This window comes from Cellulomonas sp. P1_G12_2, assembly GCF_056405535.1.
In genome coordinates, this window is record NZ_JBFUBX010000001.1 from 541,974 (window position 1) to 556,591 (window position 14,618).

Sequence of the window (14,618 nt, forward strand, 5' to 3'; positions counted from 1 at the left end):
GACGCTACCGGGAGCCACTGACCATTGAGCCAACCGGACGATTCGGACAACCTGCTGTTGAGCGGGACGAAACGCTCCCGTACGGTGCGCTCAACACCAGGCACAAGGAGGTCACCCGAGGTGAAGGACGAGCTCAGCGGCCGTCGCGCGCTCGTCACCGGCGGGGCCTCGGGGATCGGCCGAGCGACCGCCCTCGCCCTGGCCCGGGCAGGCGCCGACGTGGCGATCACGCACCTGTCGCACGACGCCGCAGCCGTGGTCGCGGAGATCAAGGACCTCGGTCGCACGGCGGCGTCCTTCCAGGTGGACCTGCGACGCAGCTGGGACGTCGACAAGGCCGTCAGCGACGCGGCGAGCATGCTCGGTGGCGGCATCGACATCCTGGTCAACAACGTCGGCGGACCCGTCGAGCGTCGCGGGGTGCCGGCCATGGACGACGCGCACTGGCACGGAGTGCTCGACCTCAACCTCTCGTCCGCGTTCTACGCCAGCCGCGCCGCGCTCGCGGTGATGCCCGACGGCGGGCGGATCATCACGATCGGCGCCCAGGCGGCGAGCAGCGGTGGCGGCACGGGCATGGTCGCCTACACGACGGCCAAGGCCGCGCTCGAGGGGTTCAGCCGCGCGCTCGCCCGGGAGCTGGGACCGCGCCGGATCACGGTCAACGTCGTCGCGCCGGGGTTCGTCGCCGGGACCCCGCTGCACGCCGCGCACACCCCCGAGCCCGCGCAGCGCGCCGCGGTGAGCGCCTCGCCGCTCAGCCGCGCGGGGGCGCCCGACGACATCGCCGAGGCGGTGCTCTACCTGGCGTCGGACGGCGCCGCGTTCGTCACGGGCACGGTCCTCGACGTCAACGGCGGCGCGTACTTCACCTGACCGCGTCCTCGGAGGCCCCAGCGTCCGCACGTCCGGTCGTCGGGGCGCGCGAATCTGCGGACGCTGGGGTTCAGCCCTGTGCGGGCCAGCCGCTGACGGCGGACCATGCCCAGGAGGCGACGTCCTGCGCCGGCGGGAGCGGGTCGCGCTCCAGCCACGCCACGAGCACCCCGATGACCGATCCGGCGAGCGCGGCGGCGGCGATCGGCCGGGGCATCGATGCGAGTGCCGGTGGGGAGCCGTGCAGGTCCAGGCCCTCGAGGGCCAGCGCGGCGATCCGTCGGCGCAACCGCGCGATGGCGACGGGGGAGCCGTGCTCGCCGAGCGCGCTGCGGTACAGGCCGACGTTCTCAGCCACGTGGGTGGCGTAGCGGACGAGCACGTCAGGGGCCTCCCCGGCGCCCGTTCCCGGGTGGATGTCGGTGAGGTCTGCGCCCACGAGGGCGGCCTGCGCGTCGAGGGCGTCGGCCAGCAGCGTGTCCGTGTCGGGGTAGTGCTGGTAGAAGGTGCTGCGGTTCACGGTCGCCCGGTCGGCGACGTCGGCGACCGAGATCTCGTCCAGGCTCCGTTCCCGCGCGAGGGAGAGCAGGGCATCCTGGAGCAGCCGACGAGTGCGCAGCACTCGTGGATCCACCCGGGCGCCGTCGTCCTGGATCGTCACGCGTCACATGATGCCATCGTTCGTTAACCGACACGTGTCGGGTATCCTGCACCGTCGACCAAGGAGTGAACATGGCACGCGTGCTGGACCGTCTGGGCCGGGGAAGCTACAAGCACCGCTGGATCGTGCTCGTCGCGTGGCTGCTGGTGCTCGCCGCCGCCGCGTTCGGCGCGGTGTCGTCGGGGCTGCACCTGTCGAACTCGTTCTCGATCCCGGGCACCGAGTCCGACCGCGCCCAGGCGCTCGTCGCCGAGCGGCTCGGCGACCAGGCCGCCGGCGTGGGGTCCAGCAGCTCGTCCCAGGCGCAGGACGCCGAGGCGCCGTCCAGCGCCCGCGTCGTCGTCGCCGCGCCCGAGGGTGAGTCGTTCCTCGAGGGCACCGGGATCCAGGACGTCATGACGGCGATCGGCCCGGTCGCGCAGGCCGAGGCCGTGGCCGGGGTGTCCGACCCCGTGGCCACCCAGGCGGTCGCCCCCGACGGCAGCGTGATGTACGTCGACGTGCAGTTCACGGTCGGCATGGAGGACGTCCCGGCGGCCACGACCGACGCGCTCGAGGACGCCGCCGACGCGCTCGAGGCCGACGGGTACGAGGTCGCCCTGTCGGGTGGCCCGTTCACCGCGCCCCTGGAGCTGGCCGGACCCACCGAGGCGATCGGCCTGGTCATCGCGCTCGTCGTGCTCGTCGTGACGTTCGGGTCGCTGCTGGCCGCGGGCATGCCGATCCTCACGGCGCTCCTCGGGGTGGGCATCGGCATCGCCGGGGTGCTCTCCCTGTCCGGGATCACCGTGATCTCGTCGGCCACCCTGACCCTGGCCCTCATGCTCGGGCTCGCGGTCGGCATCGACTACGCCCTCTTCCTGCTCTCCCGGCACCGCCAGCAGCTGGCCGACGGCATGGACCCGCTCGAGTCCGCCGGCCGCGCGGTCGGCACCGCGGGCAGCGCGGTCGGGTTCGCGGGCACCACCGTCGTCATCGCGCTCGCCGCGCTGACCGTCACCGGCATCCCGTTCCTGGCCGCCATGGGCCTCGCGGCCGCCGCCACCGTCGTCATCGCGGTCGCCGTCGCCCTCACCCTGCTGCCCGCGATCATGGGCTTCGCCGGCGAGCGGCTGCGTCCGCGCGGCCGGGCGATGCGGCAGGCCGAGCACTCGCGCGAGGCGCGCAACCGCTGGGGCGCCTTCGTCACCACGCACCCGATCATCACGCTCGTCGTCAGCGCCGCCGTGCTGCTGACCATCGCCATCCCGGCGCTGAGCCTGCGGCTCGGGCTGCCCGACGCCGGACGCGAGCCCGAGGGCTCGGGCGACCGACGGGCGTTCGAGCTGTTGGCCGAGGGCTTCGGTCCCGGGTTCAACGGCCCCCTCGTCGTGCTGGTCGACGCGGCCGAGGACCCGGCGTCCCTGCCGGACGCGGTCGGCGCCGTGGTGGCGCGGGTGTCGGAGCTTCCCGACGTCGCCTACGCGGCCCCCGTCGCGGCGCCCGGTGCGTCCGCGGGTGCCGACGCCGCGCTCGTCGTCGTCATCCCCACCGGCGCGCCGAACTCCGAGGAGACGGCCGACCTGGTGCACGCCATCCGCGACGCCCGCCCGGACCTCGAAGCCGCCACCGGCACCGACCTGTGGGTGACCGGCGCCGCCGCCGCGAACATCGACATCACCGAGAAGCTGGCCGACGCGTTCCCGCTGTTCCTGCTCATCGTCGTCGGCCTCGCGATCGTCCTGCTGCTCGTGGCGTTCCGCTCGCTCCTGGTCCCGATCACCGCGGTGCTCGGCTTCCTGCTGACCATCGCCGCCGCGTTCGGCGCGACCACGGCCGTGTTCCAGTGGGGCTGGCTGTCGGGCATCTTCAACGTCGACTCGGCCGGCCCGCTGCTCAGCTTCCTGCCGATCCTGCTGGTCGGCGTGCTGTTCGGGCTGGCCATGGACTACCAGGTGTTCCTGGTGTCCCGGATGCGCGAGGAGCACGTGCACGGTGCCGACCCGGTCACGTCGGTCCGCCTCGGCTTCGCGCACGGTGCCCGCGTGGTGCTCGCCGCCGCGCTGATCATGATCTCGGTGTTCTCCAGCTTCGTGTTCAGCGGGTCCGCGCAGATCAGCCCGATCGCGTTCGCGCTGGCCATCGGCATCCTGTTCGACGCGCTGGTGGTCCGCATGACGATGATCCCGGCGGCCATGACCTTGCTGGGCAGGTCGGCCTGGTGGATCCCGCGCTGGCTCGACCGGATCATCCCGAACGTCGACATCGAGGGTGCTGCACTCGAGCGCCCGAGCGCGCCCGCGGCGCCGGTCGCACCCGTCGCGCAGTAGCCCGGGCACGACGAAGGCCGGGGGAGCCTGCCACCCCGGCCCTCGTCGTGCACAGGTCAGCTCACGTCGTCGTCCACCCAGTCGAACGTCTTGGTGACCGCCTTCTTCCAGAGCCGGTACTGCCGGTCGCGCTCGTCCGCGTCCATCGTCGGCTCCCAGCGCTTGTCCTCGGCCCAGTTGTCGATGACGTCCTGCTCGCCGTTCCAGAAGCCGACCGCGATGCCGGCCGCATAGGCCGCACCGAGCGCCGTGGTCTCGGCGACCTTCGGCCGGACCACGGGGACTCCGAGGATGTCCGCCTGGAACTGCATGAGCAGCTCGTCCTGGACCATGCCGCCGTCGACCTTGAGCTCGGTCAGGTCGACGCCCGAGTCGGCGTTCATGGCGTCCAGGACCTCGCGGGTCTGGAACGCCGTCGCCTCGAGCGCGGCCCGGGCGATGTGCCCCTTGTTGACGTACCGCGTGAGCCCGACGAGGGCGCCGCGGGCGTCGGACCGCCAGTACGGCGCGAACAGGCCCGAGAACGCCGGCACGAAGTAGGCGCCGCCGTTGTCGTCCACCGTCTTGGCCAGCTCCTCGATCTCAGGTGCCGACGAGATGATCCCGAGGTTGTCGCGCAGCCACTGGACGAGCGAGCCGCTCACGGCGATCGAGCCCTCGAGCGCGTAGACGGTCGGCTCGTCGCCGATCTTGTAGCAGACCGTCGTCAGCAGGCCGTTCTTCGACGGGATCGGCTCGGTGCCCGTGTTGATGAGCATGAAGTTGCCGGTGCCGTAGGTGTTCTTGGCCATGCCGACCTCGAAGCACGCCTGACCGAACGTGGCCGCCTGCTGGTCGCCGAGGATGCCCGCGATCGGGACGCCCGGGACCATGCCGCCCTCGCGGCCCTTCCCGTACACCTCGGACGACGACTTGATCTCGGGCAGCATCGACAGCGGGATGCCCATGTCGGCCGCGATGTCGGCGTCCCACGTGAGCGTCGCGAGGTCCATGAGCATGGTGCGGGACGCGTTGGTCGGGTCGGTGACGTGGACGCCGCCGTCGACGCCGCCGGTCATGTTCCACAGCACCCACGCGTCGGTGTTGCCGAACGCGAGGTCCCCGGCCTCGGCCTTGGCGCGGGCGCCCTCGACGTTGTCGAGGATCCACTTGATCTTCGGGCCGGAGAAGTAGGTGGCCAGCGGGAGGCCGACCTTCGCCTTGTACCGGTCGGCGCCGCCCCCCAGCGCGCCCAGCTCCTCGGCGATCTTCTGCGTGCGGGTGTCCTGCCAGACGATCGCGTTGTAGACCGGCTTGCCGGTGGTGCGGTCCCAGACCACGGCGGTCTCGCGCTGGTTGGTGATGCCGACCGCGGCGAGGTCCCGGTACGTCAGGTTGGCGCGGGTGAGCGCGAGGCCGACGACCTCACGGGTGTTCTTCCAGATCTCCTCGGCGTTGTGCTCGACCCACCCGGCGCGCGGGAAGATCTGCTCGTGCTCGATCTGGCCGGACTCGACGATCTGGCCGGAATGGTCGAACACGATCGCTCGGGTGCTCGTGGTGCCCTGGTCGATGGCGAGGACGTACTTGGTGTCGGGCATGGTGAGGTTTCCTCCGGTGGTTCAGGGGCTGCCCGGACGACGTCCACCGGCGCTGGTGGACGCCGCCCGGACGGGGACGGCTGTCGGGACGTCAGACGACGTATGCGGCGGCCACGAGGCCACCGATGGCGCCACCGACGAGGGGGCCGAGGACCGGCACCCAGGAGTAGGCCCAGTCGCTCGAGCCCTTGCCCTTGATGGGCAGGAGCATGTGGGCGATGCGGGGCCCGAGGTCACGCGCGGGGTTGATGGCGTACCCGGTGGGGCCACCGAGGCTGGCGCCGATGCCGACCACCAGGAGGGCGACGGCGAGCGGTCCCAGCCCGGACGGAGTCAGGCCGAAACAGAGGATGACGAACACCAGGACGAACGTCGCGATGGCCTCGGTGACGAAGTTCCACGCGTACGAGCGGATCGCCGGTCCTGTGGAGAAGACGGCCAGCTTGGTCCCGGCGTCGGCGTCCTCGTCGAAGTGGGGCTTGTAGGCGAGGAACGCGAGACCTGCACCGAGTGCCGCGCCCGTCATCTGGGCCACCACGTAGAGGAAGCCGTTCGCCGCCGTGACCGGGATGCCCGGGGCGAACTCGTCCGCTCCGCTGGTCCAGATCCCCATGGTCACCGCGGGGTTGAGGTGCGCCCCCGACTTGTACGCGACGTACACACCCGCGAACACCGCGAGACCCCATCCGAAGTTGATGAGGAGCCAGCCGCCGTTGAAGCCCTTGTTCTTCGGCAGGATGACGTTCGCGACGACGCCGGCACCGAGGAGGATCAGCATCCCGGTGCCCATCACCTCCGAGACGAAGGCGTCTCCCATTGTGAAGTCCACTGTCGACCCTTTCTGACGGACATCGTTGTCACGTGCACCCCGCGGATGGCCGCGGGGAGTTTCAGGTGCCTACGGGGCCTGAGGACCCCTTCCCGGCGGGGGATCCCGGCTTGGTGCCGGCGTTCACCGACGCGTCACCGATCATCGGCGAGACGTCCGCTGCCCGGAGCCGCACCTTCTCGGCCTCGGCGTCGTCCAGCTCCTGCGCGGCGGCGTCCTCGGCCTCGGCCCGCGCGCGGTACGCCTCGATCTCCTGGCTGCGGGTGTGCGCGTCCCAGCCGAGGATCGGGGCGACGAGGTCACCGATCTCCTCCAGTGCGCCGACGCCCTTGTCCGCCTGCTCGTAGTTGAGCCGCGTGCGGTGCATGACGACGTCGTCGAGGTGCAGCGCGCCCTCGTGGCTGACCGCGTAGACGATCTCCGCCCGGATGTACGCGTCGGCGTGCTCCAGCGGCTCGGCGAGCGTCGGGTCGGCGTCGACGAGGTCGATGAGCTCGCCCAGCAGGGAGCCGTACCGGTGCAGCAGGTGGTCCATGCGCGGGCGGCTCCAGCCGTACTTCTGGCTGATGGCGCGGGCCTGCCGCTGGAACACCTGGAGTCCCTCGGCGCCGACGAGCGGGAGGTCGTGCGTGATGGACGGCAGGCTCGTCGCCCGGCTGCCGATCGCGAAGTCGACCGCGTCCTTGGCCATCACCCGGTAGGTGGTGAGCTTGCCGCCCGCGATGACCGTGAAGCCGGGGGCGGGGGAGGCGACGGTGTGCTCGCGGGACACCTTGGCGGAGCTGGTGCCCTCCTTGACGTGCGGCTGGAGCAGCGGACGCAGGCCGGCCCAGGTGCCGATGATGTCCTCGCGCGTGATCGGCCGGGACAGGACCGTGTTGGCGTGCTCGATGATGTAGTCGATGTCCGCGCTCGTGGCCACGGGGTGCAGCAGCTCCTGCTCCCACGGGGTGTCCGTGGTGCCGATGACCCAGTACCGCGACCACGGGATGATGAACAGGACCGACTTCTCGGTCTGCAGGATCAGCCCGGTGTCACCGGAGATCCGGCTGCGCGGCACGACGATGTGCACGCCCTTGCTGGCCAGGACGCGCAGCCCGCCCTCGGCCCCCGCGAGCGCCTCGGTCTGCTCGGTCCACACTCCGGTCGCGTTGATGACGGCCCGGGCCCGGACGTCGATGTGCTCGCCGGTCTCCAGGTCCACCACCTCGGCGCCCGTGACTGCGCCGCCCGTGGTGGTCTGCAGGTCGAGCACCTGCGTGCGGGATGCGGCGTGCGCGCCGTAGCTGACGGCGGTGCGGACCAGGGTCTCGACGAGCCGGGCGTCGTCCACGCTGGCGTCCCAGTAGCGGACCGCGCCGATCGCGGCGTCGTGCCGAAGGTCGGGGAACAGCCGCTCCATGCCCTTGCGGGTCAGGTGCCGGTGGATCGGGAGCGCGCGACGCGAGCCGGTGACCGAGGCCAGCGTGTCGTAGAGCGCGACGCCGGCGCCGACGTAGGCCCGCTCCCAGATGCGGTTCTCCAGCGGGTACAGGAAGCTCACCGGCTTGACCAGGTGCGGCGCCAGGCGGTTGATCAGCAGGTCACGCTCGGTGAGCGCCTCGCGCACCAGGTGGAAGTCGAGCATCTGCAGGTAGCGCAGGCCGCCGTGCACCAGCTTGCTGGACCGGCTCGACGTGCCGCTCGCCCAGTCCTGCGCCTCCACGATCGCGGTGGACAGGCCACGGCTCACCGCGTCGAGCGCGATCCCCGCGCCGGTGACTCCGCCACCGATGACCAGGACGTCGAGCTCGTTCCCGCGTTCGGCACTCCCGCGCATCGCGTCGAGTGCGTCCTGTCGTGCCTGGGCCGTCAGCGGCGCCGTCCTCATCCGTGGTACCCCCGGTGGCTCTGTTTGTCCTTCATGTCCCACTCGCCCAGTACGGGCATGCTCGCTATCGTCGTCATGAGGCGAACGAACGCGCAACCGCGGTGCACATACGTGCAGGATCGGCTGCGAGCCGGGAGGGGGTGTCCGTGTACGTCGAGCGTGAGCAGGACGTGCTGCGGGCCGCGTCCATGTACTACCTCCAGGACATCAAGATGGAGGTCATCGCCCGCCACCTCGGCACCTCCAGGTCGACCGTCTCCCGGCTCATCAAGCGTGCGCGGCAGTCCGGGCTGGTCGAGATCACGCTGCGCCCGGCGAGCACGCGTGCACCGGGTCTCGGTCGGACGATCGCGGCGACGTTCGGCATCGACACCTATGTGGTCCCCGTGCCCGACTCCGCCAGCCACATCGAGCGGCTCGACCAGGTGTCCATCACCGCGGCGCGCCTGCTGTCCTCGTGGTTCGACTCCGACATGGTGCTCGGCGTCGCGTGGGGGACCACCCTCGCGTCGGTGTCCCGGTACCTCGCGCCGAAGCCGACGCGGGGCTCCGCGGTGGTCCAGCTGAACGGTGCCGCGAACATGCGCACCAGCGGGATCGAGTACGCCAGCGACCTGATCTCGACGTTCGGCACCGCGTTCGCGGCGGCCGTGCACCACTTCTCGGTGCCCGCATTCTTCGACTACCCGGACACCAAGGCGGCCATGTGGCGCGAGCGGTCGGTCCGGCGGGTGCTCGACATGCAGCGGCGCGCGGACATCGCCGTGTTCTCCGTCGGGGCGGTCGCCGGCGCGGTGCCGTCGCACGTCTACTCCGCCGGCTACCTCGACGACGCGGACGTGAAGAACCTGCACGACGAGGGCGTCGTGGGCGACGTGTGCACCGTGTTCCTGCGCGCCGACGGGTCCTGGCAGGACGTGCACCTGAACGAGCGCGCCACCGGCCCGACCCCCGTCGAGCTGCAGCGGATCCCGCGACGCGTGTGCGTGGTGGCCGGGGACAACAAGGTGGCGCCGCTGCTGGCCGCCCTGCGCGCCGGCGTGGTGACCGACCTGGTGGTCGACGAGATCACGGCCACCGGACTGCTCGACGCGGCCGAGCCGCCCCACCCGCGGCGGGTGCGCGCGCGGGTGTAGCGGCGCCCAGAGCCTTGCGCCGATGTAGCGCCGGCGCGCTACGTTCCGCAGGTGACGTTGGACGAGCAGTACGCGCTGGCGTTCGACGAGTGGCTCGAGTCGGGCGAGAGCGAGGCGTGGGACAACGCCGCGGGCGACGGGATCGTGTGACCTAGGCCGCCGTGGTCACCGCCGCCGGTTCGACGATGACCAGCACCTGGCCCGGGCCCACCTGGTCGCCCGGGGTCACGACGATGTCGAGAACCGTGCCGCCGACCGTCGCGATGACCGGGGCCTCCATCTTCATGGCCTCGAGCGCGAGCAGCTGCTGACCGCGCTCGACCACGTCGCCGGGCCGCACGTCCACGCGGAAGACCGTCGCGACGAACGGCGCCTCGACGCCTTCGCACCCGACGGGCACCTCGGTGGCGACCGACGGGGCGGGTGCGTCCGGCTCGATCACGCGGTCGAACTCGCCCGCCGCCGCCCACGCGTCCCGCTCGGCGCCGAACGCCGCCGCCTGCTGCGCGCGGAAGGAGGTGATCTCCGAGTCGTTGTCCGCCAGGAACCGCTGGTGCTCCGCGATGGAGAAGGTGCCGGGCTCGATGGTCACGTCGAGCCGGCCGGCCGCCATGTCCGCGCGCAGGTCCAGCAGCTCGTCAGCGCCCACCGGGTGCCACCGGATGGTGTCGAAGAACCGGAGCAGCCAGGGGGTGCCCGGCTCGAACGGCCGGTGCCGCGCGTGCGTGTCCCAGACCTGGATGGTGCGGCCGACGAACTGGTAGCCCCCCGGTCCCTCCATGCCGTAGATGCACAGGTAGGCGCCGCCGATGCCGACCGCGTTCTGCGGGGTCCACGTGCGGGCTGGGTTGTACTTGGTGGTGACCAGCCGGTGGCGCGGGTCCAGCGGGGTGGCCACGGGGGCGCCCAGGTACACGTCGCCCAGGCCCATGACCAGGTAGGACGCGTCGAACACCGTCCGGTAGACGTCGTCGACCGAGCCCAGGCCGTTGATGCGGCGGATGAACTCGATGTTCCAGGGGCACCACGGGGCGTCGTCGCGGACACCGGCCATGTAGCGCTCGATCGCCTCGCGCGTCGCGGGGTCGTCCCAGCTGAGCGGCAGGTGGACCGTGCGACTGGGGACCACGAGGTCCGTGGTGGCCGGCAGGGTGTGCTCGATCTCGCGGACCAGGTCGAGCGCTTTCCGCAGCGGCAGCCGCTCGGGGTCGACGTGCAGCTGGAGCGAGCGGATGCCGGGCGTCAGGTCGACGATGCCGCGCAGGCCGTCGTGGTCGACGCGCTGCTGCACCTCCTGCGCGAGGGCGTGCACGCGCATCCGGGAGGCCAGGTCGAGGGTCATCGCGCCGTACTCGACCAGCAGGTTGTCGTCGCCGCTGCGGCGGTAGGTGACCTCGCTGTCGGAGTCGGTGCGAGCCAGGATGCCGCCGTCGTCGTGCGCGTGCCGCGTCGCGCGGGGTGCCGCCTGCGGTCTCGCCCGGAGCGCGTCCGCCTCGGCCTCGTCGACCGGCACGAACCGCACGGTGTCGCCGGGCCGCAGCTGACCGAGCTTCCACAGCTGCCCGAGCGCGACCGTCGCCGGGCACGTGAACCCGCCGAGCGACGGGCCGTCCGGACCGAGCAGGATCGGCAGGTCGCCGGTGTAGTCGACCGCACCGACCGCGTACGGGGTGTCGTGGATGTTCGACGGGTGCAGCCCCGCCTCGCCGCCGTCCGGGCGCGCCCACGTGGGCTTGGGGCCGACGAGCCGGACGCCCGTGCGCGCGGAGTTGAAGTGGACCGCCCAGGTCGCGGCGTAGAACGTCTCGACGTCGCCGGGGGTGAAGAACTCCGGGGCGGCGTGCGGCCCCTCGAGGGCGCCGATGTGCCAGGTGTCGGTGATGAGGGGCCGGTCGCTGTCGGGAACCGCCCGCGCCGTCCCGGTCGGTGCCGCGATCGCCAGCTGGTCGCCCGGACGCAGCGGCACACCGGTGGTGCCACCGATGCGGCCGAGGTCGAACGTCGCCGCGGAGCCGAGCACGTGCGGGACGTCGAGGCCGCCCCTGACCAGCAGGTACGTGCGCATGCCGAGCGCCGGGGCACCGATCGCGAGCACCCCGTCCGCCGGGATCTCGACCGGCTCCCACTGCGGGACCGGGACGTCGTCGAGGGTGACCGCGGCCGGCGCGCCGGTGACCATGACCGTCGCGCCCGTGACGAACCTGAGCTCGGGGCCGGCCATCGTGCACTCCAGGCCGGGGGCGCCCTCGGGGTTGCCGAGCGCGGTGTTGCCCAGCCGGAACGAGAGGTCGTCCATCGGACCCGAGGGCGGGATGCCGACGTGCCACAGCCCGGTGCGGCCGGGCCAGTCCTGGACCGTCGTCAGCAGCCCCGGGCGGAGGACCTCGAGGCGCGGGGTCTCGTCGCGCAGGTGCGTGAGGGTGCCGGTGTGGTGCCGCGCGGCGGCGACCTCGGGGGAGTGCACGATCGTGCGAACCAGGCCCAGGTTGGTCGCGATGCCCGTCAGGCGGGTGTCGGCCAGCGCGACGCCCAGGGCGTGCCAGGCGCTCTCGCGGTCGGCGCCGGCCGTGACGACCTTGGCGAGCAGCGGGTCGTAGTGGGTGGAGACCTCCGTGCCGGGCTCGATCCAGGTGTCGACGCGGACGTCGCCTGGGACCTCGAACGCGGTCACCGTCCCGGCGCTCGGGAGGTGGTCGTGGTCGGGGTTCTCCGCGTAGACGCGAGCCTCGACAGCGGCGCCGCGCGGGTGGAGCGGGGTGTCGACGACGGACGTGTCGCCCTGGGCCAGCCGGATCATCCAGGCGACCAGGTCGACGCCGAACACCGCCTCCGTGACCGGGTGCTCGACCTGGAGGCGCGTGTTCACCTCGAGGAACGCCGCCTCGTGCCGCTCGGCGTCATACACGAACTCGACCGTGCCGGCCGACCGGTAGCTCACCGACTCGGCGAGCACGCGGGCGGCGTCGTCGATCTGGGACCTCACGTGGGTGGGGAGCCTCGGGGCTGGAGCCTCCTCGACCACCTTCTGGTGCCGGCGCTGGAGGGAGCAGTCGCGGTCGCCCAGGGTCACCACGCGGCCGAGACCGTCGCCGAACACCTGCACCTCGACGTGCCGCGCGGCCGTGATGAGCCGCTCCAGGTAGACGCCGGCCGACCCGAACGCGGCCCCCGCGGTCCGGCGCACCGCCTCCCACGCGGAGACCAGCTGGTCGGGGCCGTGGCACGCCCGCATGCCGATGCCGCCGCCACCTGCCGTGGCCTTGAGCATGACGGGGTAGCCGATCGCGTCAGCCGCCGCGACCGCCTCGTCGAGGGAGCCCAGCAGGCCGGTGCCCGAGAGCATCGGCATGCCGACCGCACGGGCCGCGTCGCGGGCGGTGTGCTTCGAGCCGAAGAGCTCCAGCTGCTCCGGCGTCGGACCCACGAACGCGATCCCCGCCGACTCGACCGTGCGAGCGAACGCCGCGTTCTCGCTGAGGAACCCGTAGCCCGGGTGGATCGCGCCGGCGCCGTGCGCGAGGGCCGCGTCGAGGAGGAGCTCCGCGCGCAGGTACGACTGCGGCGCGGGCGCGGGGCCGAGGCGGACCGCCACGTCGGCCAGGTGCACGTGGGCCGCGCCCGCGTCGGCGTCGGAGTAGACCGCGACCGTGCGCAGGCCCAGCTCGCGCGCGGTGCGCAGGATCCGGACGGCGATCTCCCCGCGGTTGGCGACGAGCAGGGTGTCGAACGTCACGACGAGATCACCATCCGCACCGGCGTCGGGTCGAAGCCGTTGCACGGGTTGTTGATCTGCGGGCAGTTGCTGACCATCACCAGCACGTCCCGCTCGGCGCGCAGGGACAGGGACAGGCCCGGTGCGGAGATGCCGTCGACGATCCCGAGCGCACCGTCCGGGTCCACCGGCACGTTCATGTACCAGTTGATGTTCGACACCAGGTCGCGCTTGCCCAGCCCGTACCGACCGCCCTCGGCCAGGAAGTTCTCCACGCAGGCGTGCTGCGCCCAGGTGTGGTGGCCGTAGCGCAGGGTGTTCGACTCCTTGGAGCACGCGCCGCCGAGCGTGTCGTGCCGGCCGACCTCGTCGGCGACCACGGTCATGAGCGGGCCGTACTCGCAGTCACGCAGGACCGAGCCGGTGGTCAGGAACACCGAGTCCTGGCCCTGGATCGTGTCGGGGGCGCTGTAGCGCAGGCTCGTGTCGGTGGCGTCGAACACGAGGAAGTCGACGGCCTGGTTGCCGCCGAGGTCGACGATGGTAAGGACCTCGCCCTGGCGCACCACCGCGGACCAGGGCGCGCGGGCGGGGACGACGGTGTCGAGCAGCGTGGTCATGCGAGCCCCCGTGCGGTGAGGTCGGCGAGCGTGTTGACGAAGGCGCGGCGACCCTCCGGCGTGGCGGTCCAGAGCGGATCGGTCTCCGCCGTCGGCTCCCCGCGCCAGGCCAGGACCTCCACCGGCGTGCTGACGTACTCGCGCGGATCGAGGGGGTGGGCCGTGTTGGCGACGAGCAGGAGCAGCGGCACCTCGGCCCGCAGGGTGAGCGAGGCGCGCGGCCCCGCGGAGCCCTCGAACACCGGGCGGCCCTGGTCGTCGATCCGGACGCCCTGGAAGAACGAGATGCTCGGCGGCAGGTCGCGGCGTGCGAGGTCGTGCTTGGCCGCCGCAAGCGCGAACAGCTCGCGCCCGGCCGGCGTCGGACCCTGCGCGCTGCCGTCGCCGTACCGCTGCTCGTTCCGGGCCCTCGACGAGGTCCCGTAGAGCGCGTCCTGGTGCGCGGACGTGTCGCCGACGATGCTCGCCAGCACGCGGCCCTGGTCGCTCAGCAGCAGGTGGCCCGCGGTCAGGTAGACCTGCCACTGCACCTTGACGGTGTCCGCGACGTTCAGCCGCTCCCACGGGCGGTCCAGCCGGTAGGCCAGCAGGTGGGCGCAGGCGTCGCCGACGAGGTCGGTCAGCCGGACGTGCGTCCCCCGGGCGACCGCGAGGTGCGTGTAGCCGCCGCCCGCGACGACCTCGGTATGCACCAGGGTGGCGGGATCGACCTCGCTGGGCGGCGTCGGCCAGTCGCGCGCGGGGCGGACCGGCAGGGTCGGGACCGTGCCGGCGGCGGCGGCCTCCTGGGCCCGTGCGTGCTCCCGGGCGCCGGCCGTGGTCCCGGTGGTGGTGGCGGTCATCGCGTCCTCGATTTCTGTCGACTGACAGAAACAGGCTCGTGCGCGGAGGTTCCCGTCCCGTCTCCGCCAGGTAAACCTCCTGTTACGAGCCGCCGTCACCCCGCAGCGTCCGAGGAACTGAGCGCTCGGGCGACCAGATCCTCGGACGCTGCGGGTGGGCGACGGAGCGTTCGGTGCCCGGTG

General features: G+C 72.3%; 10 protein-coding genes. 3 read left to right on the forward strand and 7 right to left on the reverse strand.

Annotated elements, in window-relative coordinates; genetic code table 11:
• Window positions 1–120: 120 nt before the first annotated feature.
• Window positions 121–876, forward strand: a complete 756-nt coding sequence (locus tag AC1DXT_RS02695; protein WP_477059826.1) for an SDR family NAD(P)-dependent oxidoreductase — start codon at window positions 121–123, stop codon at window positions 874–876.
• A 70-nt stretch (window positions 877–946) separates the two neighbouring features.
• Here AC1DXT_RS02695 and AC1DXT_RS02700 read toward each other — a convergent pair whose 3' ends face one another.
• On the reverse strand, window positions 947–1,537 hold the full coding sequence (locus AC1DXT_RS02700) for a TetR/AcrR family transcriptional regulator (protein ID WP_477059827.1): 591 nt from the start codon (window positions 1,535–1,537) through the stop codon (window positions 947–949).
• A gap of 71 nt (window positions 1,538–1,608) precedes the next feature.
• Between AC1DXT_RS02700 and AC1DXT_RS02705 the strand changes: the two genes are divergently transcribed.
• Complete coding sequence (locus AC1DXT_RS02705) at window positions 1,609–3,846, forward strand: MMPL family transporter (protein ID WP_477059828.1); 2,238 nt, start codon at window positions 1,609–1,611, stop codon at window positions 3,844–3,846.
• 56 nt (window positions 3,847–3,902) lie between these two features.
• Here the strand turns inward: AC1DXT_RS02705 and glpK are convergent, their stop codons facing one another.
• From glpK to AC1DXT_RS02720, 3 genes are all read right to left on the reverse strand, one after another.
• Window positions 3,903–5,426, reverse strand: coding sequence for a glycerol kinase GlpK (glpK, locus tag AC1DXT_RS02710; protein WP_477059829.1), 1,524 nt, complete (start codon window positions 5,424–5,426; stop codon window positions 3,903–3,905).
• Window positions 5,427–5,517: 91 nt separating this feature from the next.
• Window positions 5,518–6,243, reverse strand: coding sequence for an MIP/aquaporin family protein (locus AC1DXT_RS02715; RefSeq protein WP_477059830.1), 726 nt, complete (start codon window positions 6,241–6,243; stop codon window positions 5,518–5,520).
• A 73-nt stretch (window positions 6,244–6,316) separates the two neighbouring features.
• Window positions 6,317–8,125, reverse strand: coding sequence for a glycerol-3-phosphate dehydrogenase/oxidase (locus AC1DXT_RS02720; RefSeq protein WP_477059831.1), 1,809 nt, complete (start codon window positions 8,123–8,125; stop codon window positions 6,317–6,319).
• 146 nt (window positions 8,126–8,271) lie between these two features.
• On the opposite strand from AC1DXT_RS02720, the gene AC1DXT_RS02725 reads away from it, so the two are divergent.
• The gene (locus tag AC1DXT_RS02725) at window positions 8,272–9,261 is read left to right on the forward strand and encodes a sugar-binding transcriptional regulator (RefSeq protein ID WP_315093300.1); all 990 of its coding nucleotides are present in this window, start codon (window positions 8,272–8,274) and stop codon (window positions 9,259–9,261) included.
• 151 nt (window positions 9,262–9,412) lie between these two features.
• On the opposite strand, the gene uca is transcribed toward AC1DXT_RS02725, so the two are convergent.
• The 3 genes from uca to AC1DXT_RS02740 are packed head-to-tail and all read right to left on the reverse strand — an operon-like array spanning window position 9,413 to window position 14,435.
• On the reverse strand, window positions 9,413–12,994 hold the full coding sequence (uca, locus tag AC1DXT_RS02730; protein ID WP_477059832.1) for an urea carboxylase: 3,582 nt from the start codon (window positions 12,992–12,994) through the stop codon (window positions 9,413–9,415).
• Window positions 12,991–13,593 carry an urea amidolyase associated protein UAAP2 gene (locus tag AC1DXT_RS02735; protein WP_477059833.1) on the reverse strand — a complete coding sequence of 201 codons (603 nt, stop codon included), beginning with the start codon at window positions 13,591–13,593 and terminating at the stop codon, window positions 12,991–12,993. Before AC1DXT_RS02735 ends, uca begins: the two co-directional genes overlap by 4 nt.
• Window positions 13,590–14,435: an urea amidolyase associated protein UAAP1 gene (locus AC1DXT_RS02740; protein ID WP_477059834.1), complete on the reverse strand. Its 846-nt coding sequence runs from the start codon at window positions 14,433–14,435 to the stop codon at window positions 13,590–13,592. Before AC1DXT_RS02740 ends, AC1DXT_RS02735 begins: the two co-directional genes overlap by 4 nt.
• Between the last annotated feature and the right edge of the window lie 183 nt (window positions 14,436–14,618).